This is a genomic window from Nonomuraea sp. NPDC048826, assembly GCF_043198225.1.
In the GTDB taxonomy this organism is placed as follows: Bacteria; Actinomycetota; Actinomycetes; order Streptosporangiales; family Streptosporangiaceae; genus Nonomuraea.
The window spans coordinates 339,446-355,269 of the sequence record NZ_JBICUQ010000010.1; the positions used below are offsets into that span (position 1 = coordinate 339,446).

The 15,824-nt window shown below is 70.8% G+C and carries 16 protein-coding genes; 11 read left to right on the top strand and 5 right to left on the bottom strand.

Going from position 1 to position 15,824, the window contains the following annotated elements; all coding sequences use genetic code 11:
* Positions 1-10: 10 nt before the first annotated feature.
* The 4 genes from ACGFI7_RS34345 to ACGFI7_RS34360 all read right to left on the bottom strand — a co-directional run bounded on the left by ACGFI7_RS34345 (position 11) and on the right by ACGFI7_RS34360 (position 2,737).
* On the bottom strand, positions 11-631 hold the full coding sequence (locus tag ACGFI7_RS34345; RefSeq protein WP_393412052.1) for a TetR/AcrR family transcriptional regulator: 621 nt from the start codon (positions 629-631) through the stop codon (positions 11-13).
* A gap of 61 nt (positions 632-692) precedes the next feature.
* Positions 693-905 (bottom strand): hypothetical protein, encoded by a 213-nt coding sequence (locus ACGFI7_RS34350; protein ID WP_393412054.1) that lies wholly within the window; start codon positions 903-905, stop codon positions 693-695.
* Between the two features lie 33 nt (positions 906-938).
* Positions 939-1,823 (bottom strand): non-homologous end-joining DNA ligase, encoded by an 885-nt coding sequence (ligD, locus tag ACGFI7_RS34355; protein WP_393412056.1) that lies wholly within the window; start codon positions 1,821-1,823, stop codon positions 939-941.
* Positions 1,820-2,737 (bottom strand): ATP-dependent DNA ligase, encoded by a 918-nt coding sequence (locus ACGFI7_RS34360; protein WP_393412058.1) that lies wholly within the window; start codon positions 2,735-2,737, stop codon positions 1,820-1,822. Before ACGFI7_RS34360 ends, ligD begins: the two co-directional genes overlap by 4 nt.
* Positions 2,738-2,788: 51 nt before the next feature.
* Here ACGFI7_RS34360 and ACGFI7_RS34365 point away from each other — a divergent pair, with 51 nt between their 5' ends.
* Both ACGFI7_RS34365 and ACGFI7_RS34370 read left to right on the top strand, forming a co-directional pair.
* Positions 2,789-3,730 carry a Ku protein gene (locus ACGFI7_RS34365; RefSeq protein WP_393412060.1) on the top strand — a complete coding sequence of 314 codons (942 nt, stop codon included), beginning with the start codon at positions 2,789-2,791 and terminating at the stop codon, positions 3,728-3,730.
* 328 nt (positions 3,731-4,058) lie between these two features.
* Positions 4,059-4,313 carry a hypothetical protein gene (locus tag ACGFI7_RS34370; protein ID WP_393412062.1) on the top strand — a complete coding sequence of 85 codons (255 nt, stop codon included), beginning with the start codon at positions 4,059-4,061 and terminating at the stop codon, positions 4,311-4,313.
* A 580-nt stretch (positions 4,314-4,893) separates the two neighbouring features.
* On the opposite strand, the gene ACGFI7_RS34375 is transcribed toward ACGFI7_RS34370, so the two are convergent.
* Positions 4,894-5,202: a hypothetical protein gene (locus ACGFI7_RS34375; protein ID WP_393412064.1), complete on the bottom strand. Its 309-nt coding sequence runs from the start codon at positions 5,200-5,202 to the stop codon at positions 4,894-4,896.
* 613 nt (positions 5,203-5,815) lie between these two features.
* Between ACGFI7_RS34375 and ACGFI7_RS34380 the strand changes: the two genes are divergently transcribed.
* From ACGFI7_RS34380 to ACGFI7_RS34420, 9 genes are all read left to right on the top strand, one after another.
* Complete coding sequence (locus ACGFI7_RS34380) at positions 5,816-6,712, top strand: alpha/beta fold hydrolase (protein WP_393412066.1); 897 nt, start codon at positions 5,816-5,818, stop codon at positions 6,710-6,712.
* Between the two features lie 42 nt (positions 6,713-6,754).
* On the top strand, positions 6,755-7,936 hold the full coding sequence (gene moeZ / locus ACGFI7_RS34385) for an adenylyltransferase/sulfurtransferase MoeZ (RefSeq protein WP_393412068.1): 1,182 nt from the start codon (positions 6,755-6,757) through the stop codon (positions 7,934-7,936).
* A 56-nt stretch (positions 7,937-7,992) separates the two neighbouring features.
* Complete coding sequence (locus tag ACGFI7_RS34390) at positions 7,993-8,709, top strand: hypothetical protein (protein ID WP_393412069.1); 717 nt, start codon at positions 7,993-7,995, stop codon at positions 8,707-8,709.
* The gene (locus ACGFI7_RS34395; RefSeq protein WP_393412071.1) at positions 8,703-9,950 is read left to right on the top strand and encodes a S8 family serine peptidase; all 1,248 of its coding nucleotides are present in this window, start codon (positions 8,703-8,705) and stop codon (positions 9,948-9,950) included. Before ACGFI7_RS34390 ends, ACGFI7_RS34395 begins: the two co-directional genes overlap by 7 nt.
* Before the next feature lie 57 nt (positions 9,951-10,007).
* Complete coding sequence (locus ACGFI7_RS34400; RefSeq protein WP_393412073.1) at positions 10,008-10,931, top strand: hypothetical protein; 924 nt, start codon at positions 10,008-10,010, stop codon at positions 10,929-10,931.
* Between the two features lie 5 nt (positions 10,932-10,936).
* Entirely contained in the window at positions 10,937-12,085 is a 1,149-nt protein-coding gene (locus ACGFI7_RS34405) for a S8 family serine peptidase (RefSeq protein WP_393412075.1), read from the top strand.
* A 22-nt stretch (positions 12,086-12,107) separates the two neighbouring features.
* Complete coding sequence (locus tag ACGFI7_RS34410) at positions 12,108-12,467, top strand: hypothetical protein (protein ID WP_393412077.1); 360 nt, start codon at positions 12,108-12,110, stop codon at positions 12,465-12,467.
* The gene (locus ACGFI7_RS34415; protein WP_393412079.1) at positions 12,455-12,775 is read left to right on the top strand and encodes an MGMT family protein; all 321 of its coding nucleotides are present in this window, start codon (positions 12,455-12,457) and stop codon (positions 12,773-12,775) included. Before ACGFI7_RS34410 ends, ACGFI7_RS34415 begins: the two co-directional genes overlap by 13 nt.
* 94 nt (positions 12,776-12,869) lie before the next feature.
* On the top strand, positions 12,870-15,722 hold the full coding sequence (locus ACGFI7_RS34420) for a CDP-glycerol glycerophosphotransferase family protein (protein ID WP_393412081.1): 2,853 nt from the start codon (positions 12,870-12,872) through the stop codon (positions 15,720-15,722).
* The last annotated feature ends 102 nt before the right edge of the window (positions 15,723-15,824 follow it).

Below are 15,824 nucleotides of genomic sequence, written 5' to 3' on the forward strand. Positions count from 1 at the left end.
AGCGAACGGGTTAAGCCGTACGCGGAAAACCGCTGATGCCCCGCCAGGCGAGTCGCGCCATGAGCTGCTCGGCCGCGTCCTTGGGGATGGAGCCGTGCTTGGTGACCCAGTAGCGGGCGCTCACCTCGGCCATGCCCACCAGCCCCACGCCCAGCAGGTGAGCTTCGTCACTGGTGCAGCCGGTGTCTTCCTGGATCACCGCGCTGACCATCTCGGCGCACTCGTTGAGCGAGCGCTCCACGCGCTGCCGCACCGGCGCGACGTTGCGCAGGTCGGACTCGAAGACCAGCCGGAACGCCTCGCCCTGGGTGGAGACGAAGTCGTAGAAGGCGCTGAACGTCGCCTGCACCCGGAGTTTGTTCTCGGTCGTGGAGGCGAGCGCCTCCCGGCACCGGTTGACCATGTCGTCGACGTGCAGGTCGAGCAGCGCGAGGTAGAGCTCCAGCTTGCCGGGGAAGTGCTGGTAGAGCACCGGCTTGCTGACCCCCGCGCGGTCGGCGATCTCGTCCATGGCGGCCGCGTGATAGCCGTTCTCGACGAACACTTCCTGCGCCGCGCTCAGCAGCTGCCTGCGGCGGGCGAGTCGGGGCAGCCGGGTGCCCCGGGGCTTGGCGTCCGGGGTAGCGGTCACGCGGGTCTCCATGGGTTTCGTGCCGGGTCTGCCGACATCCTACGTGCGGGCGGCCATCGCCTCAGCGGTAGTCGTCGTCGTCGTACTCGACCACGCGGTCCTGCTCCACGGCGTCGGCCGGGTTGACCTCGAGGGGAAGCTCGCGGCGCAGCCGGTCGTCGTTCTCCCGGAGCGGGCGCTGCTGCTCGGCGGCGTCGGCCGCGGGCGCCTCGATCGGCAGTTCTTCGTCGTCGGCGAAGTTGTCGTCATCGCCGCGTACGTCCATCTCCGACATCTCGGTCCCCCTCTTCGTGTGGACTGCATCAGATTACGCCTCATGGAAAAGGTCTCCGTGCTCCTCCACTCTCGCCAGCACGTCGGACGAGGTGAACACCAGGTCCTCCGGGCTCCCGCAGCTCTCCACCTCCTCCCACAGCAGCGGCGTGGAGACCGTGGGGCGCGCCCTGGCGCGCAGCGAGTAAGGAGCCACCGTGGTCTTGGCGGGGTTGTTCTGGCTCCAGTCGATGAAGACCTTGCCGGGACGCAGCTTCTTCGCCATCACACTGACCACCTGCCCGGGATGCTCCTTGGCCAGGACCTGGGCCAGCCGCTTGGCGTACGCGGACGGCTCCTCCCGGCAGTCCCAGGCGGCGTACAGCTGCATGCCCTTGCTCCCGCTGGTCTTCGGCCTGGCCTCCAGGCCGTCGTCCGCGAGCACCTCGCGCAGCCTCAGGGCCACCGCGCAGCACTCCACGATCGTCGCGGGCGGCCCCGGGTCCAGGTCGAACACCAGCGTGTCCGGCGGCAGCGCCCGCCCGTCGTCGTCCACCCGCCACTGCGGCACGTGCAGCTCCAGGGCGGCGAGGTTCGCGTAGTAGACCAGGCCCGGCAGGTCGTCGAGCACGGCGAAGTCGATGGTCTCGCGGTCCTTGGTGCTGCCGGGCACGGGCAGCCGCGCCCTGCGCACCCAGCCGGGGGTGTGCTCGGGGGCGTTCTTCTCGAAGAACGACATGCCGTCGACGCCGTTCGGGTAGCGCTTGACCGTCAGCGGCCGGCCCGCCAGATGCGGCAGCAGCACGGGGGCGATCCGGCTGTAGTAGTCGATGACCTCGGCCTTGGTGAAGCCGAACTCGGGATAGAGCACCTTGTCCAGGTTGCTCAGCGTCAGCTCGCGTCCGCCCACCCGCACCGGGACCTTGCTCGCCGCACTCATCGGGCCGTCACCTCCGCGGGCAGCTTGTCCGGCCGCAGGCCGCGCCAGACGGGATGGCGCAGTCTCAGCTCGTCGGTCCACATCGTGTACGCCACCTCCCCGACGAGATCGGGTCTAACCCAACGATTGCGCCACGGGACCGGGTTGCGGAACGGGCTTCTCGGGATCTCCATGGGCCCGAGCAGCGCGTACAGCTTCTCCAGGGCCTCGTCGGTGAAGCCGGTGCCGACGTGTCCCACGTACGTCAGGCCCTCGGGGGTGAACGCGCCCATGATCAGTGAGCCGATCCCGCCCGCGCGGCGGCCCTTGCCCGGCTTCCAGCCGCCGATCACGACCTCGGTGGTGCTCAGGTGCTTGACCTTGATCCAGGACCGGGAGCGCACGCCCGGCTCGTACGGCGAGTCGAGCAGCTTGGCGACCACCCCTTCGAGCCCCTGCTCGTGGGTGGCCGCCAGCAGTCCGGACTCGCCGGGGAAGGACGGGGGAGCGCCGATGTCCAGCTCGTCCAGCAGCGCGCGCCGGTCCCGGTACGGCAGGTCGAACAGCGGGGTGCCGTCCAGGCAGAGCAGGTCGAACGGCAGGTACGCGACGGGGTAGTGGTCCAGGATGAGCGGTTCGGGGTCGGTCATGTGCATGCGCCGCTGCAGGCGGACGAAGCTGGGGCGGCCGTTGGGGCCGAGCGCGACGACCTCGCCGTCGATGACGGCTCCCCGCACCGCGTACGCGAGCACCTCGGGATAGCGGCGGGTGTAGTCGGCGCCGTGCCTTCCCGTGACTCTCGGCTCACCGTCCCCGTGCACGATGGCCCGGATGCCATCCCATTTGACCTCCAAGGCATACCGTTCGGGATCGGACGGTAATACCCCAGGTACGGCAAGCATGGGTTCGATGGGGTATGGCATTGGTTGCACCATGACGGGTATGTGCCCATTGGTGAACCGCCCGCTACTGCTGAGGAGTTGCCCATGCGCAGCATCTGGAAAGGTGCGATCTCCTTCGGGCTGGTCACGATCCCGGTGAAGCTCTACTCGGCCACCGAGCAGAAGGACGTCAGCTTCCACCAGGTGCACCGCGACGACGGCGGCCGCATCCGCTACAAGCGGGTGTGCACGCTGGACGGCGAGGAGGTCGCCTACGCCGACATCGCCAAGGGCTACGAACTGGCCACGGGCGAGATGGTCGTGCTCACCGACGAGGACTTCGAGGGCCTGCCCCTCAGCACCTCGCGCCGCATCGACGTGCTGCAGTTCGCCCCCGCCGAGCAGATCGACCCCATCTACTTCGCCAAGTCCTACTACCTGGAGCCCGACGCCCAGGGGGCCAAGCCGTACGTGCTGCTGCGCAACGCCCTGGAGAGCTCCGGCCAGGTGGCCGTGGTCAAGGTGGCGCTGCGCCAGCGCGAGTCGCTGGCGACCCTGCGGGTGCGTGACGGGGTGTTCGTGCTGGAGACCATGCTGTGGCCGGACGAGATCCGCAAGCCGGACTTCGAGTTCCTGGACGAGGACATCGACGTGCGGGCGCAGGAGCTCAAGATGGCCGAGTCGCTGATCTCCACGATGGAGGCCGACTTCGACCCCACGGAGTACCACGACACCTACCGTGAGGCGCTCCAGGAGGTCATCGAGGCGAAGGTGGCGGGCAAGGAGGTCATCGCGCCTCCCGAGGTCGAGGAGGAGGGCGGACCCGCCGTCGACCTCATGGCCGCCCTGCGGGCCAGCGTCGAGGCGGCCAAGCGGGAGAGGGAAGGCGCTCCCGCCAAGCCGAAGCGGGCCGCGTCCGGCGGCTCGTCCAGAAGCTCGTCGGGGAGCTCCTCCAGGAGCTCGTCCGGGAAGGCGAAGGCCAAGGACGACAAGGCCCAGGAAGGCGAGAAGGCCCCCGCCAAGCGGAAGACCCGCAAGTCGGCCTGACGCCTTCTCTCGAAGCAGGGCCGGCGACGTGTCATCGTCGCCGGCCTTTTCGCTGTCCGGCGACGTCCCGCGGGCGGAGAGGGAGCGCTGAACTGCGCCGATCAGCGAATAGGACATACCGGGATAATTCGGGCTATTGTACTTCATAAACGTGGATTATCAGCAACTTCATTGCTAATGCATAGCAAAATGGAGAGACGTCTGTTTGTTCACCCACAGTGACGGGAATGACGCTTACCGGATGACTCATCAGTAATCATCCGAGACCTTTTCTGGTTAACAGGAAAGGTCGAGTACGGGGCAATCGAACCTTTAGGGGGAAAACGCAATGCCCAAGCTCAAGAGTGTTATCGCGGGCCTTGCCCTCAGCACCGCCGTCACCGGTGGTGTCGTGGTCGCGGGCGCGACCATGACCACCGCCAGCGCCAACGCCGCCACCCAGATCAGCGCGGGCACGTCGGTCCTGACCGGCGGGCACTGCGGCAGGCGCTGCAAGCGCAAGCAAGTCCGGATCATCGTCGAGAACTTCAACTTCAACCGGAACCCGGACGAGCACCACCACCGTCGCTGGGACCGCGACTGATCGGTCGGGCGACAACAGCATGAGTGCTCGTTCTCATTGACGGTCGTCCGGGCTCCTTTTCTTGGGGATACGGTTTACGGTCTGTGATGAAATCCCGGGCTCTCGGGGACGGGTCGCGTCGAAGTCGGCGCGGCCCGTCCTGCTTTTCTGTCATATCCGTTCGGCAATCCGAAGGGGCTCCGTCGGCACCACGCCGGCGGAGCCCCTTCGCCGTGCGCCTCCCCGTGTGCCCCCCACGCACGTGCGAGCCGCACCCGCCGGGCAGGGCATTCGGGGTGCTCCCGCGACCTGGGCTTTCAGGCGCGGATCCCCCAGGCCACCCGAGGTCTGCGGCGCCGTCCCGCTGTCACCTGAGGGCCGGGCCGCGCATGACGAAAGGGGTCCACCGGCGCCAGTGCCGGCGGACCCCCCTTTCACGTGCACAGAGGACCTGGTGGAACTAGAACGGGCCGCGCCTTTCGACGCGGCCCGTCCCCCGAGAGCCCGGAATTTCACTACAGACCGGAAACCGTATCCCTATAAGAGGAACTCGGACGACCATCAATGAAAACGAGCACTCATGCTGTTGTCGCCCGACCGACTAGTCGCGGTCCCAGCGACGGTGGTGGTGACGGTCCTGGTTGTCGTTGAAGTTGAAGTTCCTCACGACGATGCACAGCTTCTTGTTGCGGTGACGACCCCAGTGGTGACGGCCGCACTTGTTGCCGTGGTGGTGTCCGAGCCAGAGGTGGTGGTGGCCACCGAAGAAGCCGTCGTCGAAGTCGTCGTTGGTGACGACGGGCGCGGTGGTCGGCATGGCGACGGCGGCGGTCGCACCGCCGACGACCAGGGCGCCGGCCAGCGCGGAGCCGGCGGCGAGGCCTGCGATAACACTCTTGAGCTTGGGCATTGCGTTTTCCCCCTGAAGGTTCGATTGCCCCGTTTTCGACGATTCCGGACTGCTGATGAGCGGTACCGTGAGTCATCCGCTGAATGTCATTTCCGAGCTGATGATCCATTAACGGGAATCGTCCCATTTTGCGATGCATTAAGAGTCTTATTGCTAGGCTTGTAGATCTATCGCGCAGAATGGCCCGATATGTCCGATTCAACGGAAATGGATGCGGCGACAGGGCGTTGTACGGCCCTCCTCCGTCCCGCTCTCCCGTACTGGACTCTCGCGAAAAAAGGCAGGCCGGAGCGCCTTCGAAAAAGGCGAGAACCTGCGAATGAATACGAGCACGACAATTCTGTCGTGCTCGTATCAGAATGGCGACCCGGTGCGCGCATTCATCGCGGAGGCGTCCACGGCCCTGAGGTGATGGAACTGTCCGTAGTGGATCAATGACGCTGAGTGTCGCTGATGTGATGGTTTCCGGTGATGGCCACCACAAACCGGCTCCGAAGCCCTTTTGCCATGCCCTTGGCCTGACGGGCACCGCCGCGGGGTCGTTGAGAGCCGCTTCCCGGGCTACCTATCGTGGAGGGAACGGGAAGAGCCGCGCAGAGATCGAGGAGGGCGCATGGCAGAGCCGGTCCCGCACTGGCCGGGGCGGATGCTCGGGTCCGTGCACGTCAGGTCCACCCCCGACGGCCCGGCCGAGCCGGCGGTCTTCGTGCACGGCCTGGCCGGTTCGGCGACCAACTGGACCGATCTGATGGACGAGCTCAAGGACGTCGTCACCGGCCACGCCATCGACCTGCCCGGCGCCGGGTGCTCGCCCGCCGCCCCCGACGGCGACTACAGCGTGCCCGCGCACACCCGCGCCGTCCTCGGCCTGCTGGAGGAGACCGGCCCGGCCCACCTGTTCGGCAACTCGCTCGGCGGCGCGATCTCCGTGCGGGTCGCCGCCACCCGCCCCGACCTGGTGCGCTCGCTCACGCTCGTCTCGCCCGCGCTGCCCGACCTGGTCCCCCGGTACGGCCCGGTGCGGGTCGCCGCGGCCGCCACGCCCTGGCTGGGGGAGTGGGTGGCCGGCCGGCTCAAGCTGCTCCCGGCCGAGCAGCGGGTCAACGCCACGTTCGCCATGGTGTGGGCGAACGCGCGGGCCGTCCATCCGGTACGGCTGAGCGAGGCGGTCGAGGAGCTGCGCCGACGCGACGACCTGCCGCACACGGTCGCCGCCATGATCGGCTCGGCCCGCGGCATCGTGGCCGAATACCTGCGCCGCGGCCCCGACTCCCTGTGGGCGCTGGCCGCCCGGGTCCAGGCGCCCACGCTGATCGTCCACGGCAAGCACGACCGGCTCGTCAGGCCCGCCACGGCCGCGCGGGCCGTGCGGGCGTTCCGCCAGGTGAGGCTGGTCCTGCTGCCCGGAGCCGGGCACGTGGCGATGATGGAGCAGCCCCGGCTGGTCGCCCTGGAGGCACGCCGTCTGATCGGTGAGACGCGATTGGGGAATGCCCCACTGCCCGGCTAGGTTTCACTGGGAGATAAGACCCCTGAAACGGGAGCGTAGAAAGTGTCGTTGCCACCGCTGGTCGAGCCGGCTGACGAGCTGACCGTTGACGAAGTGCGCCGCTACTCGCGCCACCTGATCATCCCCGACGTGGGGATGGCCGGGCAGAAGCGGCTGAAGAACGCCAAGGTGCTGTGTGTGGGCGCCGGCGGCCTCGGTTCGCCCGCGCTGCTGTACCTCGCCGCGGCGGGCGTCGGCACGCTCGGCGTCATCGACTTCGACGTCGTCGACGATTCCAACCTGCAGCGCCAGGTCATCCACGGCCAGTCGGACGTGGGCCGGCCGAAGGCCGAGAGCGCGGCCGAGTCCGTGCGCGAGATCAACCCGCTGATCGACGTGGTGGTCCACAACACCTCGCTGACCACCGAGAACGTCATGGAGATCTTCTCCCAGTACGACCTCATCCTCGACGGCACCGACAACTTCGCCACCCGCTACATGGTGAACGACGCCGCGGTGCTGCTGGGCAAGCCGTACGTGTGGGGCTCGATCTACCGCTTCGACGGCCAGGCCAGCGTGTTCTGGGCCGAGCAGGGCCCGTGCTACCGGTGCCTCTACCCCGAGCCCCCGCCTCCCGGCATGGTCCCCTCCTGCGCCGAGGGCGGCGTGCTCGGCGTGCTCTGCGCGTCGATCGGCTCCATCCAGGTGAACGAGGCCATCAAGCTGATCACCGGCATCGGCGAGCCGCTGGTGGGCCGGCTGATGATCTACGACGCCCTGGAGATGAAGTACCGCGACGTCAAGGTCCGCAAGGACCCCGAGTGCGTCCTGTGCGGCAAGAACCCGACGGTCACCGAGCTGCTGGAAGACTACGAGGCCTTCTGCGGCGCGCTGTCCGACGAGGCCAGCGAGGCGGTCAGCGGCTCCACCATCACCGCCCGTGAGCTCAAGACGATGCAGGACAACGGCGACGACATCTTCCTCGTCGACGTCCGCGAGCCCAACGAGTACGAGATCGTCAGCATCCCCGGCGCCACGCTGATCCCCAAGGGCGAGTTCCTCAACGGCTCCGCCCTGGAGAAGCTGCCGCAGGACAAGCGGATCGTGCTCCACTGCAAGTCGGGCGCCCGCTCCGCCGAGGCGCTGGCGGTCGTCAAGAACGCCGGGTTCGCCGACGCCGTCCACGTCGGCGGTGGCGTGCTGAGCTGGATCAAGACCGTCGACCCCAGCCTTCCCGAGTACTAGACCAAGGGTCCGGTTTCTGGGGATGGCGGCGGGTCGGCCGCATTAAGGTCGATCCTGTGGACAACGCTCGCCTCTGGCCCATCCTGGTGGTGGCCTCCGCGCTGACCTTGGTCTGCGCGGTGGCCGCCGGGGTCGCGGCGAGCTCGGCGAGCTCCGAGCTGACCCGCGGCCCGACGGCCGCCGAGCTCAAGGCGGCGGCCAAGCGTGAGGTCGCCGAGCGCTGGCGCACCTGGGAGGCCGGGCGCATCTTCCCCGCCACGCTGCCCTACTCCGCCGAGCAGGGCGGCCGGGAGCGGGCCCGCAGGCTGGGCATCTCGCCGCGCACCGGGTGCACCGGCGCGGTCGACGCCGAGGCCGCGCCCGTGCTGGCCGCCTCGGGGTGCCGTGCGGTGCTGCGCGCCACGTACATCGACGCCCTGCGCGGCGTGCTCGTCACCGTCGGCGTCGTCGCCCTGCCCGACGAACGCCGCGCCGTCCGGGCCAAGGCCGCGTTCCCCGCCGGTGGCGCGCCGGTCCCCGGCCTGCGCCCGCTGGCCTTCCGCGGCACCGTGGCCGACCGGTTCACGCCCGCGGTGCGGCAGCAGGGTTCCGTACGGCAGTCCGGCCCGTACCTCGTGCTGACCACGGCCGGTCAGGTGGACGGGCGGCCCGCCCGCGCGGCCGAGCAGCGACCGGCCGTCTTCGCCTTCGCGACCGAGATCTCCGAGCGCGTCCTGGCCGACCTGAGCGCTCACCGGATGCCCGACTGCGCCGCCGAGGAGTGGCAGTGCTGACCCGCGACGGGAGCCGGGCCCGCCGGTCCCCGGCGTGGGCGCGGCGAACCGGGGCGCTGGCCGTGGCCGGGGTGCTGGTGTTCGACGCGGCGCCGGCGTCGGCCGACGAGGTCCGGGGCGGGCAGGAGCGGGTCATCAGGACGCTCGACCTGCCCGCGGCCTGGCAGGTGAGCAGGGGCGCGGGCGTCACCGTGGCCGTGCTGGACTCCGGCGTCGACCCCGGCCACCGCGACCTGGCCGGCTCCGTCATCGTGGGCAAGGACTTCACCAAGGGCGCCAACCCGCCGGGGGTGCCGCCGCGGCGCCTGCACGGCACGTACATGGCGTCGCTGATCGCCGGTCACGGTCACGGCCCCCGCGGCGAGAACGGGATCATCGGCGTGGCCCCGGAGGCCGAGGTGCTGTCGGTACGGGTGATCCTGGAGGACGAGGAGCCGGGGTTCCGCACGTTCAACGTCGACCACCGGTTCGAGGACGTGGTGGCCAGGGGCATCCGTTATGCGGTCGACCGGGGGGCCGACGTCATCAACCTGTCCATCTCGAAGGAGCTGGCCAGCAAGGAGGACCGGGCGGCGGTGCGGTACGCGATCGGCAAGGGTGTCGTGCTGGTCGCCGCGGCAGGCAACGAGGGCACCCGCGAGGTCGCGGGGGCGGCGCCCTACTCCTATCCGGCGGCGTTCCCCGGCGTGGTCGCGGTCGGCGCGACGGATGCGAGCCTGCGGCGGGCGACGTTCTCCAACTGGAACTCCTCGGTGCTGGTGGCCGCGCCGGGCGTCGACATCATGGGCGCGGGCCCCGGCGACGAGTACTGGGTGGGCCGGGGGACCTCGCAGGCGACCGCTCTGGTCTCCGGCGTCGCCGCCCTCATAAAAGCGAAATATCCGGAAATGTCGCCGCCGCTCGTGGCCCGCGCCCTCGCCGCCGGCGCCACCGACCGACCGCCCGGCGGCTACGACACCGGCACCGGCTTCGGCGTCGTCAACGCCGCCAAGGCGCTGACCGAGGCGGCCAAGCTGGCCCGGCACACCGAGACCGCGCCCGCCGGGCAGGCCCACGACCCCGCCCGGCCGCTCGGCGGCGGCGCCGCGGGCCCGGTGAAGGTGATCCACCGCGACGAGCGGCGCATCGTGCTGCACGCCTCGATCGCGGCGGCTTCGGCCGGTGGCGCGGTGGGCTCGCTGATGGTCATCCTGACCTTGGTGAGACGCGTACGCCGTGCGCACAATGACCAGGACGCATGATCCGTCCCTTTAAGGGGACGAATTACACAGAAAGCCGAGCTTGGGAACGAGGCGGTGGTGAAGGCACGTAGGTCCACGACAGGCCTGCCGCGCGCCGGGGGAGACGCCACGCCGGGACGGAGGAACCCGCTCGGCGCCAGCACCGGCCGCAGGTCGCGCGTGCGCGACTGGCCCCCCGCGACCTCCCGCGGCCGGGCCGCACCCGGGCTGAGGCCGGGGAGGGCGGGCAACCGGGCCGAGACCGACGAGCTGCAGCAGGGCGTCCGCTACCGGCGCGTGTTCGTGGCGCTGGTCGGCGTGATCGTCGCACTCTCGGCCGTCGTCGTGCTGCTCGGCACCGTGGGCCTGTTCAGGGAGACCCGCTCCAGGCCGCTGACCGCCGAGGAACAGGACCGCTACAAGCGGGAGGAGATCGCCCGCCGCTGGCAGGCGTGGCCCACCACGGGCATCTTCCCCGAGGAGCTGAAGTACCTCGGGCTCGACCGCGCGCAGCAGTACGCCAGGCGGGTCGGCATCGCCCCCGAGGCCAAGTGCCGCGACGCCGTCGACCCGGCGGTCGGCGCGATCCTGTCCGAGCACGGGTGCGTGAGCATGCTCCGCGCCACGTACGTCGACCAGACCTCCACCTTCGTCTTCACCATCGGCGTGGCCGTGCTGAAGGACGAGGAAGCCCGCGTCTCGGCCGGCGGCGAGCTCACCCAGGACGACCGGGTCGGCGTGCTGCCCGTCGCCTTCCCCGGCACCGTGACCGAGCGGTTCGGCGTCCAGCAGCGCCAGCGCACCGGCTGGGTCGGCGCCGGGCCCTACCTCGTCTTCACCACCGGCGGCTACGCCGACGGCCGCACCCGGGCGGCGATCGCGCCCGAGGAGAGCCTGCACAGCGAGCTGTGGCCGGCCGCCAGGTCGATCGGCAACCAGGTCGCCTACTTCCTGGCCGACCCGCCCAAGGTCCCGCCGTGCACCCAGGGGAACGTGTGCTAGGCGCGGTGCGCGCGCTGACCGCCGCCCTCCTCGTGCTGCAGGGGCCGGCCCAGGCCGCCGCCCCCATCCGCGACCAGCAGCAGTGGGTGCTCGACGCGCTCAACGTCGAGCAGGCGTGGCAGACCACCAAGGGCGCGGGCGTCACCGTCGCCGTCATCGACAGCGCGGTGGACCCGGACGTCGCGGAGCTGCGCGGCCGGGTCACCGTCGGCCCCGACATGAGCTCGGGCGCGGTGCGCCGAGAGGTGGCCCCGGGCCGTCACGGCACCGCGATGGCCGGGCTGATCGCCGCCTCCGGGGCGGACGGCGGCTACGTCGGCGTCGCGCCAGAGTCCCGGGTGCTGTCCCTGCCGCTGGCGGTGTCGGAGGACCCGGACCGGGTGGACCCGCCGCTGGAGGACGACCGCGCGGTGATCGAGAGCCCGCTGGCGCGCGCCCTGCGGTACGCGACCAACCAGGGCGCCCAGGTGGTCAGCATGTCCATCGGCACCTACGGGGCGCACCGGTCGGAACGGGAGGCGGTCTCGTACGCGCTCGGCAAGGGCGTGGTGCTGGTCGCGGCCGTCGGCAACGACGGGCAGACGCAGTACACCAAGGAGCACGGCACCTCCTACTGGAGCTTCCCCGCCGGATATCCCGGCGTGATCGGCGTCGCGGCCGTGGACAAGCGGAGCAGGGTGGCCCCGTACAGCAGTGACAACCTGTCGGTGCTGGTGGCCGCGCCGGGCTCGGAGGTTCCGGTGGTGAAGCTGGGCAGCGGCTACGAGCTGTCGGAGGGCACCAGCTCGGCCGCGGCGCTGGTCTCGGGGGTCGCCGCGCTCATCAAGGCGCGCCACCCGGGCCTGCGGCCCGACCAGGTGGCCCAGGCGCTGGCGGCGGGCGCCAGGGGCAGGCCCGCGACCGGTTACGACGAGGAGACCGGCTTCGGCGTGGTCGACGCGGGGGCCGCGCTGAACGCCGCGGCCGGGCTCGCCGGGCAGCGCCGCAGCATCCCCGTACCGAGTGATCAGCACTTCGGGCAGGGCGAGGACTCGCCGCCGCCGTCGGCGCCCGGACCGGATCCGTGGCGGCTCTGGCTGTACGGGTTCGGGGTTCTGGTAGCGCTTGTCATGTTCTGTGGTGGAATCGTGGTTCTCAACCAACGGAAAGAGTGAAGATCCGCTAAGGTCGCGCCTCATGGGATACGAACTGCGCGTGGTTCGTGAGTCGCCGATTGTCCTCGCGGACCTCGCGAAGGCCGTGGAGGCGACGGGGTTCGAGCTGCGCGGGTCCGACGAGATCGTCGCCAGGTACGGCGACGGCGCCCACGCCGTGGGCGCGTGGCGCGGCCAGGTGGTCGGCGAGCCCGGCTCCGACTGGCAGGTGGCCCAGCTGCTGAGACTGTCCGCCGCGCTCGGCGCCCGGCTCGTGGGCGAGGACGGCGAGGTCTACACGCTGCGCGACGGCGTGGTCGAGGTCCTGGCCGACGGCACCGCGACGGAGATCGGCAAGTTCGACGAGATGCTGGGCGCGGGCCCGGCGGCGTGGACTCCCTGACCCCGTACGCCGAGCGGGTGCTCGACCTCGTCGAGCGGATCCCGCCCGGCCGGGTGATGTCCTACGGCGACGTGGCCGAGTATCTCGGCGAGGGCGGCCCGCGCCAGGTCGGCCGGGTGATGTCCACCTGGGGAGGCGGCGTGCCCTGGTGGCGCGTGGTGCACGCCGACGGCACCGGCGCGCCCGGTCACGAGGCCCGATGCCTGGCGCACTGGCGCGAGGAGAGCACCCCGCTGCGCGGCGAACGGGCCGACATGCGCCGGGCGCGCTGGGACGGGCGTTCAGCGGATTCACAGGAAGCCCATTGACCAGCCTCTTCGCGAACTGTGCGAATTGGCGACATGTGACTCCTATTACCATGGGCAGAACATAGACGGCGGCCTGAAAGGCGGTGCCTACCCGATGGCTAACGGCGTAACAGCCCAGAGCCCGGGCGGCGAAGCGGTCCCCGACCGCCTCAAGGCTGTCCAGGACCTCTGCGACCGCGGCGAGCCGCTCGACGAGATCATGAGCCTGGTCGGGCCCGGCGGACGCGACTCGGCGTTCGACGCCGAGGTGCTCGGCGGACCGCTGGGCGCGCGGATGGACCTGGCGGTCAAGCGCGGTCCCGCGACGCGGCGCGAGCTTCTCACCCTCGTGCGTCCGTACCTCGCCGGGGTGGACCAGAAGGTCAAGCGCGAGCTGCCGGTGGCGCGCCGCCTCATGTGCCACCTCATCGAGACCCGCTCCGACGAGGAACTGGCCGAGGGCGAGACCCTGGCCGAGGTCGTGGCCGCCGCGGCCGAGCCGTCCAGGCGCATCCGCAAGGGCCTGCGCTGGTACGCCGACCTGCCGTTCAAGGACGAGCTGCCCGCCGATCTCTACCGGCTGCGCAAGGCCGACCTGGTGCCCGTCACGCACATCGACGACATCGTCTGGGACGGCGGCAGGCTGCGCATCTCCGGCTACGCCTACCTCGCCGGGCTGTCCGTCCGCAGCCGCCGGTTCAACCGGGCGACCGTGGTCCTGCGCGGCCCGCGCTGGCTGCCGCCGGTCCGGCTGCGCACCAAGCGCGTGCTCGCGCCCGAGGCCACCCACGGCGCCCGCGAGGTCGGCTGCAACTACGACTGGTCCGGCTTCACGGCCGAGCTGAACCCGTTCGCGCTGCGCTGGCGCGGGGCCGCCAGAGGCGTGGTCTCCGCCGTGCGCCGCAGGCTGCGCAGCCGTCCGGCCGTGGCCGACACCACGACGTGGCGGGCCGAGATCGTCTTCTGGAGCCGCGGCGCCCGGGCCACCGGTCTGCTGCGCGGCTACGGCGTCGGGCGCAGCGAGCGGCCCGCAGGCCGCCAGCTCCGGCCCGGCTGGTGGGTCAGGCCGGTGTGGACCTCCGACCGCGCCCTCCAGGTGGCCTTCCAGCCCAACCGGGCCGAGCTCGCCGGCGTCAGCGTGGACGACGAACACCTCAAGCTGAAGATCACCCTGCCCGGCCGGGTGGTCACCAAGGGCCACGCCCGGCTCGGCGGTCACCGCATCGCCGCCGACTTCTCCCCCGGGAGCTCCGGCACCGAGGTCACGCTCGACCTGGCCGTGCCCGCGCTGCTGCAGGAGAAGGACGGCCGCCGCCTGTGGGTCGAGCCCAAGGGCGACCCGGCCGCCACCGTCATGCTCGGCGACCTGGGGGAGACCCGGTTCACCAGCGGCGACCGCGAGATCACCGTGCTGGGCGACCGGCGCGACCGCGTGATCGTCTCCGCCCACCGCATCCGGCCGGTCATCTCCTCGGCCGTGTGGGAGGGCACCACGCTGGTGCTGCGCGGCAGCTACCCCGACGCGGCCGGGCCGCGCGCCGTCTCGCTGCGCCACCGTTCCGGGCTGTCCTACCAGCTGCCGATGACGCGCACCGGCGAGCGGTTCGAGGTGCGGTTCGAGCCCGGCGCGATGGACCGCTTCGGCGAGCCCGTGCCGCTGGCCTCCGGCACCTGGAACATGTCCATGCGGCACCCGTCGGGCGAGATCGTCCCGGTGCGCATGGACCACGCCGCGCTGGAGGGCCTGGACGAGAGCCCGCGCACGGCGGGCGGCCACTGCTTCCGCATCGTCTCCACCCGCTTCGACGTGCCGGTGGTGCTGTCGGAGGAGGACCGGCCCGCCAACGAGAAGGGCCTGGCCGGCACCCACGTGCTGCGCAAGGTCTTCTATCCGCAGCAGCGCACCGAGCCGCTGAACGACGCCACCGTCTACGTGGTCAACGAGGGCCGCCTGTACGCCGACAGCGTCCGCGCCATCTACGAGGAGCGGCTGCGCCGCGGCGACGACCGCGAGCACATCTGGATCGTCAAGGACGGCGCGTTCACCCCGCCCGGCCCCGCCACCGTCGTGCGGACCGGCAGCCGCGAGCACAAGGCGGCGCTGGCCAGGTCCCGCTACATCGTGACGAACTCGTTCCTGCCCGTCTGGTTCCGCTCCCGCGAGGGCCAGGTCGTGCTCCAGACCTGGCACGGCACCCCGGTCAAGCACATCGGCAACGACCAGCCGCACATGCGGCGCGACCCGAGGCCGCCGGTCTGGCACCGGCAGGCCGCCGAGGTGCGCGGCTGGGACGTGCTGCTGTCGCAGTCGCCGTGGGCCACGCCCGTGCTGCGCAAGGCGTTCGGCTACCAGGGCGAGGTGCTGGAGAGCGGGCTGCCCCGCAACGACGTGCTGACCTCGCCCGACCGCGAGGAGCTGGCGGCCAAGGTGCGCGCCCGCCTCGGGCTGGCCGAGGGCAAGCGGGTCATCCTGTACGCGCCGACCTGGCGTGACTACGACCGCAAGAACGCCATGGTCAAGCTCGACCTGGCGAAGGCCAGGGAGGCGCTGGGCGCCGACCACGAGCTGCTGGTGCGCGGCCACCCGATGCAGGCGGCGCCCGCCGTCCCCGACATCGCCCGCGACGTCACGACTTATCCGGATATCGCGGATCTGCTGCTGGTGACGGACGTCCTGGTGACCGACTACTCGTCCGTCATGGCCGACTTCGCCGTGACCGGCAGGCCGATCGTGCTGTACGGCTACGACCTGGCCAAGTACGCCACCAAGCGCGGCATCTACTTCGACCTGCCGGAGATCGCGCCGGGGCCGGTGCTGTCGACGTCGGCCGAGGTGATCGACGCGCTGCGGTCGATCGACGAGGTGGCGGCGGCGCACGCCGACCGCTACGACGCCTTCCGCGCCACGTTCGCGCCCCGCGACGACGGCAAGGCCACCGCTCGCGTCGTGGACCACATCTTCTCCTGACGCTGGTTTCCCGCCCGGCGTGTCGGGCGGGAAAACCCAGATTTGCCCCGATACCCTGGTCGATCGCTCGGGAGACCGGTCAATCCGGCACGATCTACCCCT

What these genes read in the sequence shown, in the direction of transcription:
- ACGFI7_RS34350 (WP_393412054.1), bottom strand. Translation starts at nt 905, where the DNA reads ATGTCGGAGATGGACGTACGCGGCGATGACGACAACTTCGCCGACGAC.
- ligD (WP_393412056.1), bottom strand. Translation starts at nt 1,823, where the DNA reads ATGAGTGCGGCGAGCAAGGTCCCGGTGCGGGTGGGCGGACGCGAGCTG.
- ACGFI7_RS34360 (WP_393412058.1), bottom strand. Translation starts at nt 2,737, where the DNA reads ATGGTGCAACCAATGCCATACCCCATCGAACCCATGCTTGCCGTACCT.
- ACGFI7_RS34365 (WP_393412060.1), top strand. Translation starts at nt 2,789, where the DNA reads ATGCGCAGCATCTGGAAAGGTGCGATCTCCTTCGGGCTGGTCACGATC.
- ACGFI7_RS34370 (WP_393412062.1), top strand. Translation starts at nt 4,059, where the DNA reads ATGCCCAAGCTCAAGAGTGTTATCGCGGGCCTTGCCCTCAGCACCGCC.
- ACGFI7_RS34375 (WP_393412064.1), bottom strand. Translation starts at nt 5,202, where the DNA reads ATGCCCAAGCTCAAGAGTGTTATCGCAGGCCTCGCCGCCGGCTCCGCG.
- ACGFI7_RS34380 (WP_393412066.1), top strand. Translation starts at nt 5,816, where the DNA reads ATGGCAGAGCCGGTCCCGCACTGGCCGGGGCGGATGCTCGGGTCCGTG.
- ACGFI7_RS34410 (WP_393412077.1), top strand. Translation starts at nt 12,108, where the DNA reads ATGGGATACGAACTGCGCGTGGTTCGTGAGTCGCCGATTGTCCTCGCG.
- ACGFI7_RS34420 (WP_393412081.1), top strand. Translation starts at nt 12,870, where the DNA reads ATGGCTAACGGCGTAACAGCCCAGAGCCCGGGCGGCGAAGCGGTCCCC.